Raw genomic sequence first — 18,996 nt, 5'->3', positions numbered from 1 at the left:
ACAGCTCAGACAACACGTAATATTAAATTACACATGTATCGTCAAAAAAAGAATTCCTGCCTTGCCATAATAACGACTAACACCATGAAAATTATAGTAATAAGAAAATACTTAGAGAATGGACTCTTCTATGCAACTCCCCCCACTGCTCACGGTGATCGTTCCACTGTACAACGCCGGTCGTTTTTTTAAGCCCTTTATGGAATCGCTGCTGGCACAAACTTTCCAACAGCTGGAAATAATCATTGTTGATGATGGCTCAACCGACGGCTCCGGGGAATCGGCCGATGAATATGCCGGCCGTGTGGCACATATTTGCGTGATCCATCAGGCAAACAGCGGCGTATCCCGGGCCAGGAATGCCGGTCTGCGGGAGGCCCGTGGGCAGTATGTTACCTTTCCCGATGCGGACGATATTCTGGAACCGCAGATGTATCAGACCCTGATGGAAATGGTATTAGCGGATGACCTTGACGCCGCGCAGTGTAATGCTCTGCGTATTAATGCTCACAATGATCACAGCAGCCCGCTGATTCCTTTTGACCGATTACAGTCAACGTCCATCATGTCCGGTGCAGACTGGCTCAACCAGGCGCTGAAAACCCGCCGCTATCTGCATGTTGTCTGGCTGGGGGTTTATCGTCTTTCGCTGATTCATGAATGCAGGCTGCGCTTTATCCCCGGCCTTCATCATCAGGACATACCGTGGACGACCGAATTCATGTTTAACGCGCGAAGAGTGCGCTATAGCGATGCCCCACTCTACCGTTACAGAATTCATACCGAATCGATTAGCCACCGCCGCCGCCAGGGTCGGCAAAATGTCCGATACCAGCGCCATTATCTCCGCATCTGCGCTTTGCTGGACGATATGAATCGCCGCTATCAGCATCGGATACCCGTCTATCGTTCCTTTCATGCACAAATTACCCGCGAGGCGCTCAGCGTCTGTCATGCTATTCGCCGCGAAACGGATGCCGAGGCCCGCCGCACAATGATCCACGACCTTATGCGAACCCGAACACCTCAGCGTATGATGCGGAACGCACGCGGTATTACTCAGTGGTATAAACTGCTGGTATGGCAGATGCGCCTGTTTTATCTCTATCACTCCCACCGAGTGAGTTAATAAGACACACTGCGGTATTTACCGCCGCCATCATCAGGTACAGTAGCCCGATAATGAAGTACTGTGAGACAGCATCACTTATCTGATAACATGCCCTATTATTCCTTTTTTTGGCAATCTCTGGGCATAAGTCTCTTTTCACCTGAAAAAACAATGTGATGATTACCATTTATACCGTTTTACTGTATCTCATTCAGCCCTTCATCTGGCTCCGTCTCTGGCTACGCGGGCGGAAAGCGCCTGCCTATCGTCTGCGATGGGCTGAACGCTATGGTTTCTGCAAAGGTAAAGTAAAACCTGATGGGATCTTGCTGCATTCGGTTTCTGTCGGTGAAACCCTGGCCGCCATACCGCTTGTTCGTGCGCTACGCCATCGCTATCCCGATCTGCCGATCGTCGTAACGACTATGACGCCAACGGGTTCCGAACGCGCCAGCTCAGCGTTTGGTAAAGACGTTCATCATGTCTATCTGCCCTATGATTTACCCGGCGCAATGAACCGCTTCCTTGATACCGTCAATCCCCGACTGGTTATCATTATGGAAACCGAGCTCTGGCCGAACATGATCTCGCTGCTGCACGCGCGTAAAATTCCACTGGTGATCGCCAACGCCCGTCTGTCCGAACGTTCGGCAAAGGGCTATCAGAAGATCGCCAAGTTTATGAAGCAGCTGCTGCAGAAAATTACCCTAATCGCCGCGCAAAACCAGGAAGACGGTGAACGCTTTATCGGCCTTGGGCTGAAACGTTCGCATCTGGCGGTGACCGGCAGCCTGAAGTTTGATATTTCCGTGACCCCAGAGCTGGCTGCTCGCGCCGTGACGCTGCGACGCCAGTGGGCACCGCACCGCCCGGTATGGATAGCCACCAGCACCCATGAAGGCGAAGAGAGCATTATTCTGGAGGCGCACCGCAAACTGCTTGCCCGTTTCCCCACGCTGTTGCTGATCCTGGTACCGCGCCACCCGGAGCGCTTCGACACCGCGCGTAACCTGACGCAGAAGGCAGGGATGAGCTACACGTTGCGCAGCAGCGGAGAAATCCCCTCCGGCAGCACGCAGGTAGTCATCGGCGATACCATGGGAGAACTGATGCTGCTGTACGGAATTGCCGATCTGGCGTTTGTGGGCGGCAGCCTGGTTGAGCGCGGCGGTCATAATCCGCTGGAGCCTGCGGCTCATGCCATTCCGGTTCTGATGGGGCCACATACCTTTAACTTTAAAGATATTTGCTCCCGCCTGCAGCAGGCTGACGGTCTGATCACCGTGACCGATGCCGATTCACTGGATAAAGAGATTGGTACGCTGCTGACCGACGAGGACTATCGTCTCTATTACGGTCGTCATGCGGTTGATGTTCTGCATCAGAATCAGGGCGCACTCCAGCGTCTGCTCCATCTCCTGGAACCTCACCTGCCACAGCGGAATCACTAAATGAACACTCGCCAGCAGCTGTCGGTTGTCCTGATTGCGAAAGATGCGGCGGAACTCCTGCCGGAATGTCTGACTTCGGTCAGTTGGGCGGATGAAATTATTCTGCTCGACTCCGGCAGCCTCGACGGCACAGCAGAAATCGCTGAACGTCACGGGGCGCGCGTCTTCCACTCCACGGAATGGCACGGCTATGGCAAACAGCGCCAGCTGGCGCAGAGCTATGCCAGCCATGCAATGATCTTGATGATCGATACTGACGAACGCGTGACGCCAGAACTGCGCCGCAGCATTGAGCTGGTGCTTGAACAACCCGCCTCAGAGACGGTGTACAGTATTGCCCGGCGTAATCTGTTCCTTGGTCGCTTTATGCGTCATAGCGGCTGGTATCCCGATCGTGTCACGCGGCTTTATCCGCGCAGCTATCGCTACAACGATAATCAGGTTCATGAATCACTGGAAACCGAACAGGCAAAAGTCCGGCCTCTTCAAGGAGACCTCCTGCATCTGACCTGCCGTGATTTTTCCGATTTTCAGTGGAAACAGTTCGCCTATGCAGAAGCCTGGGCAAAACAGCGCCACCAGCAGGGTAAACGCTGCGGTATTGCGGCAATTTTCGGCCACACCGCAGGTGCCTTCCTGAAAACACTGGTGTTGCGCGCCGGTTTTCTGGACGGCAAGCAGGGATGGCTACTGGCCGTGGTTAATGCACAGTACACGTTCAATAAATATACGGCCCTGTGGGCTCTCAATCACGCATCCAGGAACGGCAGACTATGAGCACCAAAGCCATCTACCCCGGCACCTTCGACCCAATGACCAATGGTCATCTGGATATCGTGACGCGCGCCGCACTGATGTTTGACCATATCATTCTGGCGGTAGCGGCCAGCCCCAGTAAAAAACCCATGTTCACGCTGGAAGAGCGCGTGGCGCTGGCCACAGAAGTAACGGCGCATCTGGGTAATGTGGAAGTGATCGGCTTCAGCGATTTAATGGCAAACTTCGCCAAAGCGCAGCAGGCCAACGTGCTGGTACGAGGACTGCGGGCGGTATCTGACTTCGAATATGAGCTGCAGCTGGCGCATATGAACCGCCATCTGCTGCCAACGCTGGAAAGTGTCTTCCTGATGCCTTCGGAAGAGTACTCGTTTATCTCATCATCCTTGATGAAGGAAGTCGCACGCCACGGCGGTGAGGTAAAAGCCTTCCTGCCGGCACCGGTGTATCTGGCCCTGCAGGCGAAGCTCTGAATCTATTTCTGGCAGCGCGGACAGAAGAAGGTGCTTCTCTGAGCGTGTTTACTGCTTTCTATCGGCGTGCCGCACGCGCGGCACGGTTCTCCCGCCCGCCCATACACCTGTAGCTCCTGAGCAAAGTAGCCGGGCTTCCCATCGCTCTGCAGAAAATCCCGCAGCGTAGTACCACCCTGTTCGATTGAACGCAGCAGCACGGCCTTGATGGTGGCTACCAGCAGCTCTGCTTCAGGCTCATTGAGCGCCATGGCAGGACGATCGGGATGGATCCCGGCAACGAACAGAGATTCACTGGCGTAGATGTTGCCCACCCCCACCACCAGCTTGTTATCCATCAGCCACGGTTTGATCGCCGTACGTTTACCGCGCGATTTCGCAAACAGATATGCACCGTTAAAACTGTCTTCCAGCGGTTCAGGGCCGAGATGGGAGAGAACCGAACTGGCTGCAAGATCGGTACACCATAGCCAGGCACCAAAGCGACGCGGATCGGTATAGCGCAGCACCTTACCGTTACTCATGACCAGGTCAACATGGTCATGCTTCGCCGGCGGCAGTTCGTGTGGCAACATTCGCAGACTGCCGGACATGCCCAGGTGGATGATGATCCATCCGGTAGGCAGCTCCAGCAGCAGGTATTTGGCGCGCCGTTGCACGCTGAGCACAGGCTGATCGCTGAGAGCATGTATTTCGTGTGAGACGGGCCAGCGCAGGCGGGAATTACGCACCACGGCGTGCAGAATCGTTGCGCCGACCAGATGTGGCTCAATTCCGCGTCGGCTGGTTTCTACTTCTGGTAATTCTGGCATCTTCCCGCTCCCGTTGGCTTATCAACATAATGACGCAGTACTCTAATACAAAACTCAGAAACAAAAAAACCCGGCCGGAGCCGGGTTTTTCAACTGAGATTAATTACTTAATCTTAGCTTCTTTGTAGATCACGTGCTGGCGGACAACCGGATCGAATTTCTTCAGTTCCAGTTTTTCCGGCTTAGTACGTTTGTTCTTCGTGGTGGTATAGAAGTGACCTGTACCAGCAGAAGAAACCAGCTTGATCTTCTCACGAATACCTTTAGCCATGTTTCAGTTCCTTACCTTAGTACTTCTCACCGCGGGTACGCAGATCGGCCAGAACCGTCTCAATACCCTTTTTATCAATTACACGCATGCCTTTGGCAGATACGCGTAGTGTAACGAAGCGCTTTTCGCCCTCAACCCAAAAACGGTGAGAGTGCAGGTTCGGCAGGAAACGGCGTTTCGTCGCGTTCATTGCGTGGGAACGGTTGTTACCCGTCACCGGACGCTTGCCAGTTACTTGGCAGACTCGTGACATGTCTATTCTCCAAAAATCAAATCAGCTCGAGCTTTAAAAATAAGGTTTTGGCCGCCTCGTCAGACTAATAGCCTATCCAGGCGAGTTCTATGTGAACCCGCTGAGCAGGCCCAAACGCCAAACCCGAGATTCTCAAAGGTGGCGTAGTATACGCCCTGTAGCGCGAGTGCTCAAGTCCCGAACAGATAAAGATCCCTCTGGATCGCCTGTAACCGTCTTAATTGCATGTGAAACAGCCTGTTTTTGTACGCTGAACGGCCCGACATTCGTGATTGAGGGCAGTAAAAGGCGATTTTTCACATCCACCCCAGTTCGGCAAAAGAAACATATTCACCTCGCCCAATCACGATATGGTCAAGCACACGAATGTTAAGCAACGAGCAGGCACGGACGATTTGCTGGGTAATATCACGATCGGCACGGCTTGGTTTTGCCAGCCCGGAGGGATGATTGTGAGCCAAAATCAGTGCCGCCGCATTGCGCTTTAAGGCTTCGCGGACAATTTCCCGCGGATGGACTTCCACGCTGTTGATGGTACCGCTGAACATCTCGCAGGTATGGATAACCCGGTGCTGGTTATCAAAAAAGATCACCTGAAAGATCTCGCGCTCCCGATGAGCAAGCGAACTGTGTAAAAAATCCAGCATTTGCTCAGAGCTTGTCACGGCATGGCTCTTCAGCGCTTCCTGACAGGTAAAACAGCGCCTCGCCAGCTGAGCGACGGCATGAATCTGCGCATATTTAGCGAGACCTATCCCCCCTACCGCCTGAAATTCCTCCTTCCTGGCATTCATCAGTCGATACAGCGACCCAAAATGATCGATTAAGCGCTGCGACAATTCCATCACATGTACTCCGCGCGTGCCGGTACGCAAAAAAATAGCCAGCAGCTCACAGTCACTCAATGTTGCCGCTCCAAATTTGATCAACTTTTCACGCGGGGGTAGCCCCTGCCACTTATTTTCCATCTTCTGCGTCTCCTTGCCTGAATACGCAAAATCATGTCATTATATACAGTAGTTTTCTATCACTAACCGCTGGCTTTACGAGGCAGATCGCAAAGGGACCCAGGTGAAAAATAACCAGCCCGATCGAATGTGATAAAATATCCAGCATTGCGGTACAAAGTTACCGGGCAGGCTCAACAGAAGGCGAAAGGCAGATGATGGGATTATCGGGAAAGCGGATTGTTCTGGGCGTCAGCGGCGGTATTGCCGCCTATAAAACGCCAGAGCTGGTCCGCAGGCTCCGCGATCGCGGAGCAGAAGTCCGCGTGGTGATGACGGATGCTGCGAAAGCTTTTATCACCCCACTTAGCTTACAGGCCGTTTCCGGTTTCCCGGTATCGGATGATTTGCTCGATCCGGCTGCCGAAGCGGCGATGGGCCATATCGAACTGGGGAAATGGGCAGATCTGGTGATTCTGGCACCGGCGACTGCCGATCTTATCGCACGCGTTACTGCCGGAATGGCTAACGATCTCGTCACCACTATTTGTCTGGCAACGGCAGCTCCCGTTGCGATTGTGCCGGCCATGAACCAGCAGATGTATCGCGCGCTACCCACTCAGCATAACATCCAGCAGCTGGCACAGCGTGGTGTGATGATCTGGGGCCCTGACAGCGGCAGCCAGGCCTGCGGTGACGTTGGACCGGGACGCATGCTTGACCCATTAGCGATTGTTGATCTGGCAGTTAGCTGGGCCACACCTGTCAATGACCTGCAACATCTTCATATTATGATCACCGCGGGCCCGACTCGCGAAGCACTGGACCCGGTGCGCTTCATCAGCAATCACAGCTCCGGTAAAATGGGGTTTGCCATCGCCGCAGCCGCAGCCAAACGCGGAGCCAGCGTTACGTTGGTGGCGGGTCCTGTTGAATTACCTACCCCACCATGGGTCAAACGCATCGACGTCACGACGGCACTTGAGATGCAGCACGCCGTGATGGAACAGGTGGCGAAGCAGCATATTTTCATCGGCTGTGCAGCGGTGGCTGATTATCGCGCCGCGGCGGTTGCCGAAGAAAAAATCAAAAAACAGGGTGATGAAATTACCCTGAAAATGGTGAAAAACCCTGATATTGTCGCCGGCGTGGCGGCTTTAGCCGAGGGGCGCCCCTACGTGGTAGGATTTGCTGCTGAAACCCAGAATGTGGAAGAATACGCACAACAAAAACGGGCGCGCAAGAATCTGGACTTGATCTGCGCCAATAATGTTGCCAAAGCCGGGCAGGGTTTCAATAGCGATTCCAATGCTCTTCACCTTTTTTGGCAGGAAGGAGATAAAATCTTACCGCTCAGCGATAAGTCTCTCCTTGGCCAACAGTTACTAGACGAGATAGTCATCCATTATGATGAAAAAAATCGACGTTAAGATTTTAGATCCGCGTGTCGGCAACGAATTCCCTCTGCCGACCTACGCGACCTCTGGATCTGCCGGGCTTGATCTGCGCGCATGCCTGGACGGCGCAGTTGATCTGCAGCCGGGCCAGACTACGCTGGTGCCAACGGGGTTAGCTATCCATATTGCCGACCCTACGCTGGCTGCAGTTATTCTGCCGCGTTCCGGCCTCGGGCATAAACATGGCGTGGTGCTGGGCAACCTGGTTGGCCTGATTGATTCTGACTACCAGGGACAGCTGATGGTTTCCGTCTGGAACCGCGGCCAGGACGCATTTACTATCGAACCCGGCGAGCGTATTGCTCAGATGGTCTTTGTTCCTGTGGTGCAGGCTGAGTTCAATCTGGTCAACGATTTTGACACCAGCGTGCGTGGTGAAGGCGGTTTTGGCCATTCTGGTCGCCAGTAACTCACCACCACTCCCGTAAAACGAAACCCGTTTTTTCGCCGTGAGCCATCAGGCTCACGGACGTTGCGTGGGCTCGTGCCCATTTATGGTGATCTTTTCAGGGGTCTTTTAAGACATGGTTGAAAAAAAGAGTGCGAAAAGGAATCGTCGCGAGGAAATCCTGCAGGCACTGGCGCAGATGCTGGAATCCAGTGATGGCAGCCAGCGGATAACGACCGCAAAACTGGCGGCAAGCGTTGGCGTATCTGAAGCTGCGCTCTACCGTCATTTTCCCAGCAAGACCAAGATGTTTGACAGCCTGATCGAATTTATCGAAGACAGCCTGATTACGCGCATCAATCTGATTTTGAAAGACGAAAAAGAAACGCTGCCGCGTTTGCGTCTTATCACGCAGTTGATTCTGGGCTTTGGTGAGCGTAATCCGGGTTTAACGCGAATTTTGACCGGCCATGCGCTGATGTTTGAACAGGATCGTCTGCAGGGGCGTATCAACCAGTTGTTTGAGCGTATTGAAGTACAAATTCGCCAGGTAATGCGCGAAAAGAAAATGCGTGAAGGCGAAGGATTCGCTACGGATGAAACGCTATTGGCCAGCCAACTGCTGGCTTTTTGCGAAGGGCTGCTTTCGCGTTTTGTTCGCTCAGAGTTTCGCTATCGTCCGACAGCGGAATTTGAAGTTCGCTGGCCGCTGTTCGCAATGCAGCTGGTGTAAACCGACGTGGACTGGCCCAGCAATGAGGCCAGCCCATATCGACTTTTCAGGTCAACTGATGGTTCAGATACCGTATTCGCTACGGTAGGCGCGAACTGCCGCCAGGTGGTCGGCAAGCTCAGGTTTCTCTTCCAGATAGCTGATTAACTCTTTCAGCGTGATAATCGAAATCACCTTACAGCCGTAATCCCGCTCCACTTCCTGGATAGCCGAAATGGCGCCGCGTCCGCGTTCCTGACGATCGAGGGAAATCAGTACACCAGCCAGGCTCGCCTCGTTCGCCGCAATGATCTCCATAGACTCACGGATCGCCGTACCAGCGGTAATCACATCATCCACCAGCATCACTTTACCCTGCAGCGGGCTGCCAACCAGCGTGCCGCCTTCACCGTGAGTTTTGGCCTCTTTTCGGTTAAAGCAGTACGGCACATCGCGATCGTGATGATCGGCCAGTGCAACGGCAGTGGTGGTAGCAATCGGGATACCTTTGTAGGCCGGGCCGAACAGCAGATCGAAATCAATGCCTGAATCTACCAGAGCCTGCGCATAGAAACGGCCCAACAGGGCCAGATCGCGACCGGTGTTGAACAGACCTGCGTTAAAGAAGTACGGGCTTTTACGCCCTGACTTCAGCGTGAACTCACCAAACTTCAGCACCTGCTTGTTGATGGCGAATTCGATAAATTGGCGCTGCCAGGCTTTCATGTTGTCATTCCTCAATATTCAGGCAAAAAAAAGGCGACTCTTGGGTCGCCTGGAAAAATCAGATACTCAGCGCTGCTTTCTGCGCTTGTACCAGTGTGTCAATGCCGCCCCGGGCCAGCTCAAGCAGTTTGAGCAACTCATCGTGGCTGAAGGGTTCGCCCTCTGCTGTCCCCTGCACTTCAATCATACGACCGTCTTCGGTCATCACCACGTTCATATCCGTTTCGGCAGCGGAATCTTCAACATATTCCAGATCGCACAGCGCTTCGCCGTTTACGATGCCAACGGAAATGGCAGCAACCATGCCTTTCATTGGATTGGCCTTCAGCTTGCCGATCGCAACAAGGTGATTCAGTGCATCGGCCAATGCCACGCAGGCACCGGTGATGGATGCGGTGCGCGTACCGCCGTCGGCCTGTAATACGTCGCAGTCCAGGGTGATGGTAAATTCGCCCAGTGCTTTCAGATCCAGCGCGGCGCGCAGGGAGCGAGCAATCAGACGCTGGATCTCCAGCGTGCGACCGCCCTGTTTACCTTTCGCCGCTTCGCGGGCGTTACGGCTGTGGGTGGCGCGAGGCAGCATGCCATATTCAGCCGTCACCCATCCCTGCCCCTGACCTTTCAGGAAACGAGGAACGCCCTCTTCAATCGTTGCAGTACACAGTACTTTAGTATCACCGAATTCAACCAGCACAGAGCCTTCTGCATGTTTGGTGTAATGACGGGTCAGGGTTACGGGGCGCACCTGATGTGCGCTACGGCCTGATGGACGCATAGTGTGTTCTCCGGCTAGCTAATTATAATTGGCTGCGCATTATACGGATTTCACTGGTGAATGCCTATCGAAGGCAGCTTCATCCGCGCGCTGTTATGCAACTGGCAGATAATCAACGTTTAAAACAGCAAGATAATCGGGAACTGGATGTAAAAATAATCGAGATATGGCTAAATGCCCCTCTTTATTGACTCTTCACGCGGGACCGTCCGTATGACTGCTGTTTTACATTTTATTCTGGCCCTGGCCATTATCTTCTGCCTGGCGCTGCTATTCAGTTCCGACCGAAAGAAAATTCGTCCACGCGTACTGTTACAGCTGGTCGTTATTGAAGGCGCTTTGGCCTGGTTCTTCCTGCACGCATCCGGTGGACTAAGCGTCGTGAGTGCCGTGTCCGGCTTCTTCGAGGTGCTGTTGAAATATGCCGCACAGGGTACCGACTTTGTGTTTGGCAACATGAGCTCCCAGGGGCTGGCTTTTATCTTCCTGGGCGTACTGTGCCCAATCGTCTTTATCTCTGCGCTAATCGGTATTTTACAGCACCTGAAGATTCTGCCGCTGCTGATCCGGTTTGTTGGTACCGTGCTGTCTAAAATCAACGGTATGGGTAAGCTGGAGTCATTCAACGCCGTCAGTACCTTAATCCTTGGTCAGTCAGAGAACTTTATCGCCTATAAGGGTATCCTGGCAGAGATTTCGGAGCGGCGCCTCTACTCAATGGCCGCAGCCGCGATGTCTACCGTTTCACTGTCGATTGTCGGTGCCTACATGTCGATGATTGAACCGCGCTATGTAGTAGCCGCACTGGTGCTTAACATGTTTAGCACCTTTATCATCCTGTCGATTATTAACCCGACGCCGGTGGGTGATGAACCCGAGATTCGGCTGGAAAAACTGCACGAAGACCAGAGCTTCTTTGAGATGCTTGGCGAGTACATCCTCGCAGGTTTTAAAGTCGCGATGATTATCCTGGCCATGCTGATTGGATTTATTGCCCTAATCACAGCGGTTAATGCACTGTTCGCTGCGGTATTCGGTATCAGCTTCCAGCAGATCCTTGGCTATATTTTCTGGCCGTTTGCGTGGCTGATCGGTATTCCACCGGCCGATGCCCTGAAAGCCGCCAGTATTATGGCTACTAAGCTGGTGACCAACGAGTTTGTCGCGATGATTGAACTGAAAAAAATCGCAGCGGAACTGTCACCGCGCGGGTTGGGGATACTGTCCGTCTTCCTGGTTTCGTTTGCTAACTTTGCCTCAATCGGGATTGTGGCAGGTGCCATCAAGGGACTTAACGAGCAGCAGGGGAATGTGGTATCACGCTTCGGCCTGAAGCTGATCTATGGCTCCACGCTGGTCAGTTTACTTTCCGCCGCCTTCGCCGGGCTGGTGTTGTAAATATTTAGCCCGGTACTGCGGTACCGGGCTGCTGGATAAGTTAACCCCGGTCAGAAAGCCACACAGGCGGGTGTATCAACCCGCATAACCGAATCCTGAGCAAAACGCTGCTTGTAAATCGCCCTCAACGCTTCAATCCCCTGCTCACTGCTCCGATCCGTTGCATGAATCAGCATCAGCGCTTTGCTGTCTTCACGCGCGAGCTTTCCGTCGTTGCCCAGCCACTGTCCTTTCGCGTTAAATACCGTCAGGCCATCTTTAAAGCGCGGTGTAACATCCTTATCAACAAACGTCTGCCATTCAGCCTCAGTAATCGCCTGCCCGCGCGGCCTGTTCAGGCCAAAATAGAGCGCTGTCTGCTGCATCGCCTCACCGGTCGCACATGTCGGTGTCGGTGCCGCTGTGCTCGTCACCTTGCCTGGCACACTGCATCCCGTGAGCGCTAAGAGTAAAAAAGAAGAATAAAATAAACGAGCAGACATGAACTCTCCTGGTAAATAACGATGGCGATCGAGTGGCCCGGCACTCAGGCCGGATTATTCTTACCATATTAATCTCTGGTTGATAAAACGTCAGCCGTTGCTCCGACTTTTGACTGAATACCTGTTAAGCCAGCGCCTGCGCCGTTATACTTCCGGCATCTTTCTCTTAAGCGAGTACGCAAAATGATCCGCAGTATGACCGCCTACGCCCGACGCGAAACCAAAGGTGATTGGGGCAGCGCCGCCTGGGAGCTGCGTTCCGTAAACCAGCGCTATCTTGAAACGTATATCCGTCTGCCAGAGCAATTCCGTGGGCTGGAACCGGCTATTCGCGAACGCATCCGCAATCGGCTGACTCGCGGTAAAGTGGAAGTGAATCTGCGTTTCGACGCCGATCCCAGTACGCAGAGTGCACTGGTGCTGAATGAAAAGCTGGCGATCCAACTGGTACAAGCGGCTAACTGGGTCAAAATGCAAAGCGATGAGGGTGAAATTAACCCGGTAGATATTCTGCGCTGGCCCGGAGTGATGTCGGCTGAAGAGCAGGATCTGGATGCCATCTCAGCACAGCTATTAATTCTGCTCGATGGTGCCATTGACGACTTTATTGCTGCTCGTGAGGTCGAAGGTGCTGCACTGAAGGCACTTATTGAGCAGCGTCTGGAAGGGGTCAGTTCAGAAGTCAGCAAAGTTCGCACTCATATGCCAGATGTTCTTAAATGGCAGCGCGAGCGCCTGGTAGCCCGTCTGGAAGACGCGCAGGTTCAGCTGGAAAACAATCGACTGGAGCAGGAACTGGTGATGCTGGCACAGCGCGTGGATGTTGCCGAAGAGCTGGATCGCCTGGAAGCGCACGTGAAGGAAACCTATAACATCCTGAAGAAAAAAGAGGCAGTTGGCCGCCGTCTGGACTTTATGATGCAGGAATTCAACCGTGAATCCAATACACTGGGCTCCAAATCGATTAATGCTGAAATCACCGCATCGGCCATTGAGCTTAAGGTGCTGATTGAGCAGATGCGCGAGCAGATTCAGAACATTGAGTAGCTTTTCTGCATCAATTTCTTCTGGTTGAGAGAGCAAAGAACCTTCAATCAACACCCTAACGCTATAAGCCTGCTTATAGCGTTTTTTTTATGGTAGGAAGAAGATGCTTCAGAGGGTAAACTATCACCCTTCTTTTAATATGGATTTATTTGAGGCTCAACCATGCAAACTTTACCTCCCTGCCCTAAATGCCACTCTGAATACAGCTGGCAGGATGGAGACATGCTTAACTGCCCGGAATGCGGTCATGTCTGGGCTGATGGTGCTGACAGTGGTGCGGATGAGGGGCTTATCGTTAAAGATGCCAATGGTAATTTACTGGCAGATGGCGACAGCGTGACGGTCATTAAAGACCTGAAAGTGAAAGGAAGTTCAACACCGCTAAAAATTGGCACCAAAGTGAAAAGTATCCGTCTGGTAGAAGGCGATCATAATATTGATTGTAAAATTGACGGCTTTGGACAAATGAAGTTGAAATCTGAATTTGTTAAAAAGAGCTGATCGTTGCCAGTAGCCATTCAGGCTACTGGCCTGTTCGTATTAATGCGTGTTTTTTCTGAAAAATTAAAAAAACACAGTAATATTGCAATAATAACTTGCAATCATACTGTTTTATACAAAAACCATTCCATTATTAAATAACGATTCCTTTCCGATAAGAATTTTATCAACTCTTTTTTATGAAACGAGCATCTTTTGACAATTTATCACCAATGCCAAACCCATCAAATTCATCTCATTTTATCGCCTTAATACTTTCAGATAAAAGTGACCATCATCTCTGTAGGGATGGAACTTGCCACATTAACTTTTGCAACTAATGAACCGTACTTATACTAAATAAATCGTTAAAATAACCCAGACACATTGTTGAGAAATAACAAAGAGCAATACAATACTGACTCTCAAAAACAAAAAAACAAATATGTTATTATTGATAAAGTTAGTTTCCAGAAAAACAGAAATTTTCCGGATATAATTAGTTCAGATCAGTCCTTGCGCATAAGCATAACGGATTAATTCAATGTTTGATGAAACGCCCAGGCGACGCATCGCGTTATACTTTTGAGTCGAAATCGTGCTGATTGTCCGATTCTGGCGCTGTGCAATTTCTGCAAGCGAATAGCCCGATGAAAACAACCGGACGACTTCCAGCTCTTTAGGTGTCAGTGTGCTACCCCGCTCACTGCCTTTGCTGGAGGATACTTTCAGATAGTTGAAAGATGATGAGTAATAGCACTCTTGCTGGCTAATAACATGATGACAAGCCAACACGGTTTCTTCCACACTATCGCACTTACTTACTACGGCTTTGACACCATAATCGCTCGCCTTTCTTAAAATTGCCGTATTTTTTTGCGAAGTCAGTAAAACAATTTTCACATCAGGAAAACGACCGTGCAGAGCTCTTAACTTAGTAAAACCATCAATTGTCGAACGGTCCGACCCCAAAGAGAAGTCAGTAATGACGATATCTGTTGGCCTGGCAGACAAGGCAGATAACAAGTCTTTACCACAGACAGCCTCATTCGTGATAAGAAATTTATCATTGCCAGAAAAAAGCATCTTCAGCGAATGCAAAATATGTGGATGATCATCAGATATGGTTACTGTGTATCTATTATGCATACTCCCTCCCGATAAAATATCATCATAATGTCCCCTATGATTCGATAACAAGTTAACGTTTTATCGTCATTCAGACTGCAACTTGTAGTAAATCCATGTATTAACACCGTACGGCGTTGAGCAAACAGCCATAACCGAGCATTTACTGAATCATAACAAAATTGTTTTAGATTAGGGCCCTCAAAACAGATCAAACGCATACCAGATAATTCCATGGTAGCAGTGCAACGCATAAAATCACTTTACCTACTAATTACATCAATGCATAGACTACCTCTTAAGAATTAATTTAACCGCAGAAGAATATCCTAATGAGATTAATTCAGGAGTATACATTTTTCTACCCAACACAGCCAGAAAGGTCAAAAAAAAATAACCATGAGAAAACGAACAAGTAATAATGAAATTTTGCGATCGCCGACTTAAATCAATAATTATCGCTACCCTTTACCAATTCGAATAACGCGTTCGTGTATATATGTCATGAATCTTCTACACTGGTCAGTACGAGAAAAATTCAACATCGGGCCGTACGCACTCAACGTCACACACCATGAAATTCAGAATAATTTTTATTAATGCATGCTGGCAGGAAAAAGAAACAAAATAAAATTTAAACATCAAAAATTCAACAACTTAACACAAAATTCATCATTAAAATTACTCAGGAAATTATTAAAACTAATACATTAGTCTCTCCCTGAGAAAAATTCAGTCGCCGAAAGCTGCATAACCCCTTAGGCTTGCGGCCTCTATCCAGGAGCAGACTATGTTACTCACCGTACTTTACATTATCGGCATTACTGCCGAAGCCATGACCGGAGCACTTGCTGCGGGCCGCCGTAAAATGGACATGTTCGGCGTTATCATTATCGCCTCAGTCACGGCGATTGGTGGGGGATCGGTGCGGGACATGCTGCTTGGCCACTATCCCCTGGGATGGGTAAAACACCCTGAGTACATCATGATCGTCGCCGCTGCGGCGGTTATCACGACGCTGGCCGCCCCCCTCATGCCGCATTTACGTAAGGTTTTTCTCGTACTTGATGCGCTGGGCCTGGTCGTTTTTTCAATTCTGGGGGCACAGGTTGCACTGGACATGGGATATGCTGGCATCATTGCCGCTATCAGCGCTGTCGTCACCGGAGTCTTTGGTGGCGTTCTGCGCGATATGTTTTGCAATCGTATTCCACTTGTTTTTCAAAAAGAGCTCTATGCGGGGATCGCATTTGCCTCCGGATGGGTTTATATCCTGTTGTTAAAAACAGCACTGGCCATGGAAACAGTCGTCATCATCACCCTGATTTGTGGATTTATAGCACGCCTGCTGGCACTGCGTTTCAAACTGGGTTTACCCGTTTTCAATTATCCGCACGGCGACCACTGAAGCTCTCGCTCTCAGGGCCGTATTCTCAGTTCGGATTGCATCAACCAGGCTATCATCTCCTGCACGTCACGATGATTAAGAAAATCACTAATCTGGCGTGCCAGACCCACGCCAATACCCGGGAGCTGCTGCCACTGCTTCTCCGTTCGTGACAGGAGTACCTCCCAGCTGTCATCCACTAGCGTCCGTAATGCCGATTCAGGTATCGGAACGCCCAGTGCTCTGACCCAGCGTTTAAAAGGCTGCTGACGGCTAAGCTGAAACTGCTGCCAGAAAAAATGCGCCATATGCTGGCTCATTCCAACCGACGCTTGTAACCTCTCCTCGGTCAGCGTCATCCATGAAAAAAGATGATTCATGCTGCCTGTCTGAATCAGTCGCTGCCAGCCGCTGCGACCCAGGCCCGTCAAGTTAAGTGCCTGTCTACCGCCAAGCCATTCAAGACGAGCCAGAAACTGTTCATTGCAATCCGCGGTCAGTTGGAAACAGCTGAGCATAGTGTACCGTTGCTCATCCGGTGGGGATGGGTAATCGCGCTTGCTTACGCGCCAGACGACCTCATTGAGTCGAGGTATTCCCTGCCCAGCCAGGCTAATACTCACCTGATCGCCAGCAACGATGTCTTTTTCGCGCCAGCGAGATAGAGAACCAATGCTAACCCGGCCCACCCGCTTATCATCAAGTTGTACGGGTTCGAGGTCTAAAATCACGCTGATTTTTCCACTTCGCCCGATGGTGAATCTCACAGCTTGTACCTCAGTACTCACTTCTGGCGGTGGATATTTCCAGGCTACTGCCCAACTACCCAGATCGGGCATCCAGCTACTGCCCTGAACTCCCGGCTCGCTGTGCACCACGACGCCGTCAGTCACAAAAGGTAATGATGTTTCAAACCAGCGCTTACGCCACATTTGCACAGCATCAGCATCCTCAACCTGCCGGGTCCAGGTGCTGACATCTGGAAAGCCCGCATCGCGAATACCCTCAAGACGCTGCATCATATTGCTCGGGCCATTCGGCCAGGCCCAGATAAACAATCCAATATTACGCAGTTCATCGGTGGGTTGTTTTGCCATCAGGGCACCGGCAACCTTCGAACGCGCATTCTTTCCCCCATGCAATGCCTGTTGATGCCCGGTCATCAACAAATACAGCTCACCCTGGAAAACGGTTTGTGCCTCGCGGAACGGTATGGATTGCGGTATAGCAGCTATACGCCGGGCTTTTTCCGTCCAGTCTTCACCACGCAGCCCATCGCCCCGACTGATCGCTTGATGCAATTTGCCATTCTGATAGACCAGTGTAATGGCAACACCGTCTATTTTTGGCTGTACCCATAAATCGTGCCGGGCTCCCATCCAATCGACCAGTGCTAATTTATCCCTGAGCTTTTTCACCCCGACATGAGCAACGGGATGAAGGGCTTTTCCATTCGTGGTTAACTGGGGCTGGCGCAAACCGCTATCGGGCTGAAAGCAGCGTTGCCAACTCTGCATCCTTGACTGTAAAGCGTCATAACGTTCATCAGTGACTAAACTCACTCCCTGACGATGATAAGCGTCATCCCATTGTTTAAGCTGATTTTCCAGCGCGGCCATTTCACTGATTTGCCGTGCAGGAGTCCAAACCGGACACTGTGCCTGTGCAATTGTACTTAGTAATCCAATCACCAAAATCAGAAATCGCATCCCAGCCTCTCTTATCAGAACCACCGACAGGCTGCAGTAAAACGCATCAAAGGCAGAATGGCGAGCTGCGAAAAAAGGTTCTGGAAACAGATGCTGAAACTAATGCTGCAACGCCGGGCTTCAAGGCAAAATTTTGCGTGATGCTATCCGTTTTCGGATAAAATGGCGCATTACTCAGCCGAAACGCTGCATGAAGGGCTGCACATGTGTATACTGTGCAGGAAGTAGACTCCGCTTTATTGGCATATCAAGAATAATCATGGCTCAAGGCACGCTTTATATTGTTTCCGCCCCTAGCGGCGCGGGTAAATCCAGCCTGATTCAGGCACTGTTAAAAACGCAACCGTTGTACGACACTCAGGTCTCTATTTCACATACCACTCGCGGTATGCGGCCCGGTGAAAATCATGGTGAGCACTATTATTTCGTCAACCATGACGAATTTCGTTCCATGATTAGTGACGATGCGTTTCTCGAACATGCGGAGGTTTTCGGTAATTATTACGGAACATCCCGCAAAGCGATTGAGCAGGTTCTGGCTACCGGTGTTGATGTTTTTCTTGATATTGACTGGCAGGGCGCGAAGCAGATCCGTCAGAAAATGCCAGCCTCGCGCAGCATTTTCGTATTGCCACCGTCAAAAGATGAGCTGGACCGCCGCCTGCGTGGGCGGGGACAGGACAGTGAAGAGGTGATTACCAAACGTATGGAGCAGGCCGTGGCCGAAATGAGCCACTATGCCGAATACGATTATTTAATTGTGAATGATGATTTCGATCTGGCTCTGTCCGATCTGAAAACAATCATTCGCGCCGAGCGTCTGCGCATGGGCCGTCAAAAAGCCCGCCACGATGCTTTAATTAGCAAACTATTGGCAGACTGAGGACAACTCAGTATGATGCCCAGTCATTTCTTCACCCGTGGAGTATCACACTTATGGCACGCGTAACCGTACAGGACGCAGTAGAAAAAATTGGTAACCGTTTTGACCTGGTTCTGGTGGCAGCACGTCGCGCACGTCAGATGCAGGTTGGTGGTAAAGATCCACTGGTTCCAGAAGAAAACGATAAATCTACCGTTATCGCACTGCGCGAAATCGAAGAGGGTCTGATCACTAATCAAATCCTTGACGTGCGCGATCGTCAGGAACAGCAAGAGCAGGAAGCCGCTGAAATTCAGGCTGTTACCGCTATCGCTGAAGGTCGTCGTTAA

Annotated in this window: 22 protein-coding genes; 13 read left to right on the top strand and 9 right to left on the bottom strand. The window is 51.1% G+C overall.

All coding sequences use genetic code 11. The features are described from left to right. The first annotated feature begins 130 nt into the window (after positions 1 to 130). The 4 genes from OMR58_RS21645 to coaD all read left to right on the top strand — a co-directional run bounded on the left by OMR58_RS21645 (position 131) and on the right by coaD (position 3,812). Complete coding sequence (locus OMR58_RS21645) at positions 131 to 1,129, top strand: glycosyltransferase (protein ID WP_200562119.1); 999 nt, start codon at positions 131 to 133, stop codon at positions 1,127 to 1,129. Positions 1,130 to 1,287: 158 nt separating this feature from the next. Further along, positions 1,288 to 2,562, top strand: a complete 1,275-nt coding sequence (gene waaA / locus OMR58_RS21640) for a lipid IV(A) 3-deoxy-D-manno-octulosonic acid transferase (RefSeq protein ID WP_105594439.1) — start codon at positions 1,288 to 1,290, stop codon at positions 2,560 to 2,562. Further along, positions 2,563 to 3,339 (top strand): glycosyltransferase family 2 protein, encoded by a 777-nt coding sequence (locus OMR58_RS21635; protein WP_264546890.1) that lies wholly within the window; start codon positions 2,563 to 2,565, stop codon positions 3,337 to 3,339. Then, positions 3,336 to 3,812 (top strand): pantetheine-phosphate adenylyltransferase, encoded by a 477-nt coding sequence (gene coaD, locus OMR58_RS21630; protein WP_105594437.1) that lies wholly within the window; start codon positions 3,336 to 3,338, stop codon positions 3,810 to 3,812. The genes OMR58_RS21635 and coaD overlap by 4 nt, the downstream gene beginning before the upstream one ends. A 2-nt stretch (positions 3,813 to 3,814) precedes the next feature. Here the strand turns inward: coaD and mutM are convergent, their stop codons facing one another. The 4 genes from mutM to radC form a co-directional block, all read right to left on the bottom strand. Next, entirely contained in the window at positions 3,815 to 4,624 is an 810-nt protein-coding gene (gene mutM / locus OMR58_RS21625; RefSeq protein ID WP_105594436.1) for a bifunctional DNA-formamidopyrimidine glycosylase/DNA-(apurinic or apyrimidinic site) lyase, read from the bottom strand. A 103-nt stretch (positions 4,625 to 4,727) separates the two neighbouring features. Continuing rightward, positions 4,728 to 4,895: a 50S ribosomal protein L33 gene (gene rpmG, locus OMR58_RS21620; protein ID WP_001051798.1), complete on the bottom strand. Its 168-nt coding sequence runs from the start codon at positions 4,893 to 4,895 to the stop codon at positions 4,728 to 4,730. 16 nt (positions 4,896 to 4,911) lie between these two features. Next, positions 4,912 to 5,148, bottom strand: coding sequence for a 50S ribosomal protein L28 (gene rpmB, locus OMR58_RS21615; RefSeq protein WP_105594435.1), 237 nt, complete (start codon positions 5,146 to 5,148; stop codon positions 4,912 to 4,914). 296 nt (positions 5,149 to 5,444) lie between these two features. Further along, entirely contained in the window at positions 5,445 to 6,116 is a 672-nt protein-coding gene (radC, locus tag OMR58_RS21610) for a RadC family protein (protein WP_264546889.1), read from the bottom strand. Positions 6,117 to 6,310: 194 nt separating this feature from the next. Here radC and coaBC point away from each other — a divergent pair, with 194 nt between their 5' ends. From coaBC to slmA, 3 genes are all read left to right on the top strand, one after another. Then, positions 6,311 to 7,525, top strand: a complete 1,215-nt coding sequence (coaBC, locus tag OMR58_RS21605; RefSeq protein ID WP_105594433.1) for a bifunctional phosphopantothenoylcysteine decarboxylase/phosphopantothenate--cysteine ligase CoaBC — start codon at positions 6,311 to 6,313, stop codon at positions 7,523 to 7,525. Then, entirely contained in the window at positions 7,503 to 7,961 is a 459-nt protein-coding gene (dut, locus tag OMR58_RS21600) for a dUTP diphosphatase (protein ID WP_172606646.1), read from the top strand. Before coaBC ends, dut begins: the two co-directional genes overlap by 23 nt. 115 nt (positions 7,962 to 8,076) lie before the next feature. Next, positions 8,077 to 8,673 carry a nucleoid occlusion factor SlmA gene (slmA, locus tag OMR58_RS21595; RefSeq protein WP_105594432.1) on the top strand — a complete coding sequence of 199 codons (597 nt, stop codon included), beginning with the start codon at positions 8,077 to 8,079 and terminating at the stop codon, positions 8,671 to 8,673. Between the two features lie 63 nt (positions 8,674 to 8,736). Here slmA and pyrE read toward each other — a convergent pair whose 3' ends face one another. Both pyrE and rph read right to left on the bottom strand, forming a co-directional pair. Then, positions 8,737 to 9,378: an orotate phosphoribosyltransferase gene (gene pyrE, locus OMR58_RS21590; RefSeq protein ID WP_105594431.1), complete on the bottom strand. Its 642-nt coding sequence runs from the start codon at positions 9,376 to 9,378 to the stop codon at positions 8,737 to 8,739. A 58-nt stretch (positions 9,379 to 9,436) separates the two neighbouring features. Beyond that, positions 9,437 to 10,153, bottom strand: a complete 717-nt coding sequence (gene rph / locus OMR58_RS21585) for a ribonuclease PH (RefSeq protein WP_105594430.1) — start codon at positions 10,151 to 10,153, stop codon at positions 9,437 to 9,439. Between the two features lie 213 nt (positions 10,154 to 10,366). Between rph and OMR58_RS21580 the strand changes: the two genes are divergently transcribed. Continuing rightward, complete coding sequence (locus tag OMR58_RS21580; RefSeq protein ID WP_205067593.1) at positions 10,367 to 11,551, top strand: NupC/NupG family nucleoside CNT transporter; 1,185 nt, start codon at positions 10,367 to 10,369, stop codon at positions 11,549 to 11,551. Positions 11,552 to 11,601: 50 nt separating this feature from the next. Here OMR58_RS21580 and OMR58_RS21575 read toward each other — a convergent pair whose 3' ends face one another. Beyond that, on the bottom strand, positions 11,602 to 12,033 hold the full coding sequence (locus OMR58_RS21575; protein WP_264546888.1) for a DUF3574 domain-containing protein: 432 nt from the start codon (positions 12,031 to 12,033) through the stop codon (positions 11,602 to 11,604). Between the two features lie 183 nt (positions 12,034 to 12,216). Here OMR58_RS21575 and OMR58_RS21570 point away from each other — a divergent pair, with 183 nt between their 5' ends. Together OMR58_RS21570 and OMR58_RS21565 are read left to right on the top strand one after the other, a co-directional pair. After that, positions 12,217 to 13,080: a YicC/YloC family endoribonuclease gene (locus tag OMR58_RS21570; protein ID WP_200562133.1), complete on the top strand. Its 864-nt coding sequence runs from the start codon at positions 12,217 to 12,219 to the stop codon at positions 13,078 to 13,080. A 162-nt stretch (positions 13,081 to 13,242) separates the two neighbouring features. Then, positions 13,243 to 13,581 (top strand): zinc ribbon domain-containing protein YjdM, encoded by a 339-nt coding sequence (locus OMR58_RS21565; RefSeq protein ID WP_200562135.1) that lies wholly within the window; start codon positions 13,243 to 13,245, stop codon positions 13,579 to 13,581. 483 nt (positions 13,582 to 14,064) lie between these two features. Here the strand turns inward: OMR58_RS21565 and OMR58_RS21560 are convergent, their stop codons facing one another. Beyond that, a complete protein-coding gene (locus OMR58_RS21560) occupies positions 14,065 to 14,709 on the bottom strand; it encodes a response regulator transcription factor (protein ID WP_264546887.1) in 645 nt (214 codons plus the stop codon). A 769-nt stretch (positions 14,710 to 15,478) separates the two neighbouring features. Here OMR58_RS21560 and OMR58_RS21555 point away from each other — a divergent pair. Further along, entirely contained in the window at positions 15,479 to 16,096 is a 618-nt protein-coding gene (locus tag OMR58_RS21555; protein ID WP_200547500.1) for a trimeric intracellular cation channel family protein, read from the top strand. Between the two features lie 11 nt (positions 16,097 to 16,107). On the opposite strand, the gene ligB is transcribed toward OMR58_RS21555, so the two are convergent. Beyond that, the gene (ligB, locus tag OMR58_RS21550; protein WP_200562137.1) at positions 16,108 to 17,784 is read right to left on the bottom strand and encodes an NAD-dependent DNA ligase LigB; all 1,677 of its coding nucleotides are present in this window, start codon (positions 17,782 to 17,784) and stop codon (positions 16,108 to 16,110) included. Between the two features lie 259 nt (positions 17,785 to 18,043). Between ligB and gmk the strand changes: the two genes are divergently transcribed. Next, complete coding sequence (gene gmk / locus OMR58_RS21545) at positions 18,044 to 18,667, top strand: guanylate kinase (protein WP_200547502.1); 624 nt, start codon at positions 18,044 to 18,046, stop codon at positions 18,665 to 18,667. Between the two features lie 53 nt (positions 18,668 to 18,720). Beyond that, positions 18,721 to 18,996, top strand: a complete 276-nt coding sequence (gene rpoZ, locus OMR58_RS21540; RefSeq protein ID WP_105594422.1) for a DNA-directed RNA polymerase subunit omega — start codon at positions 18,721 to 18,723, stop codon at positions 18,994 to 18,996.

Origin of the sequence: Erwinia sp. INIA01 (assembly GCF_025947915.1) — a bacterium.
Taxonomy (GTDB): domain Bacteria; phylum Pseudomonadota; class Gammaproteobacteria; order Enterobacterales; family Enterobacteriaceae; genus Erwinia; species Erwinia coffeiphila.
This window is presented reverse-complemented; position numbering and strand designations above follow the sequence as displayed.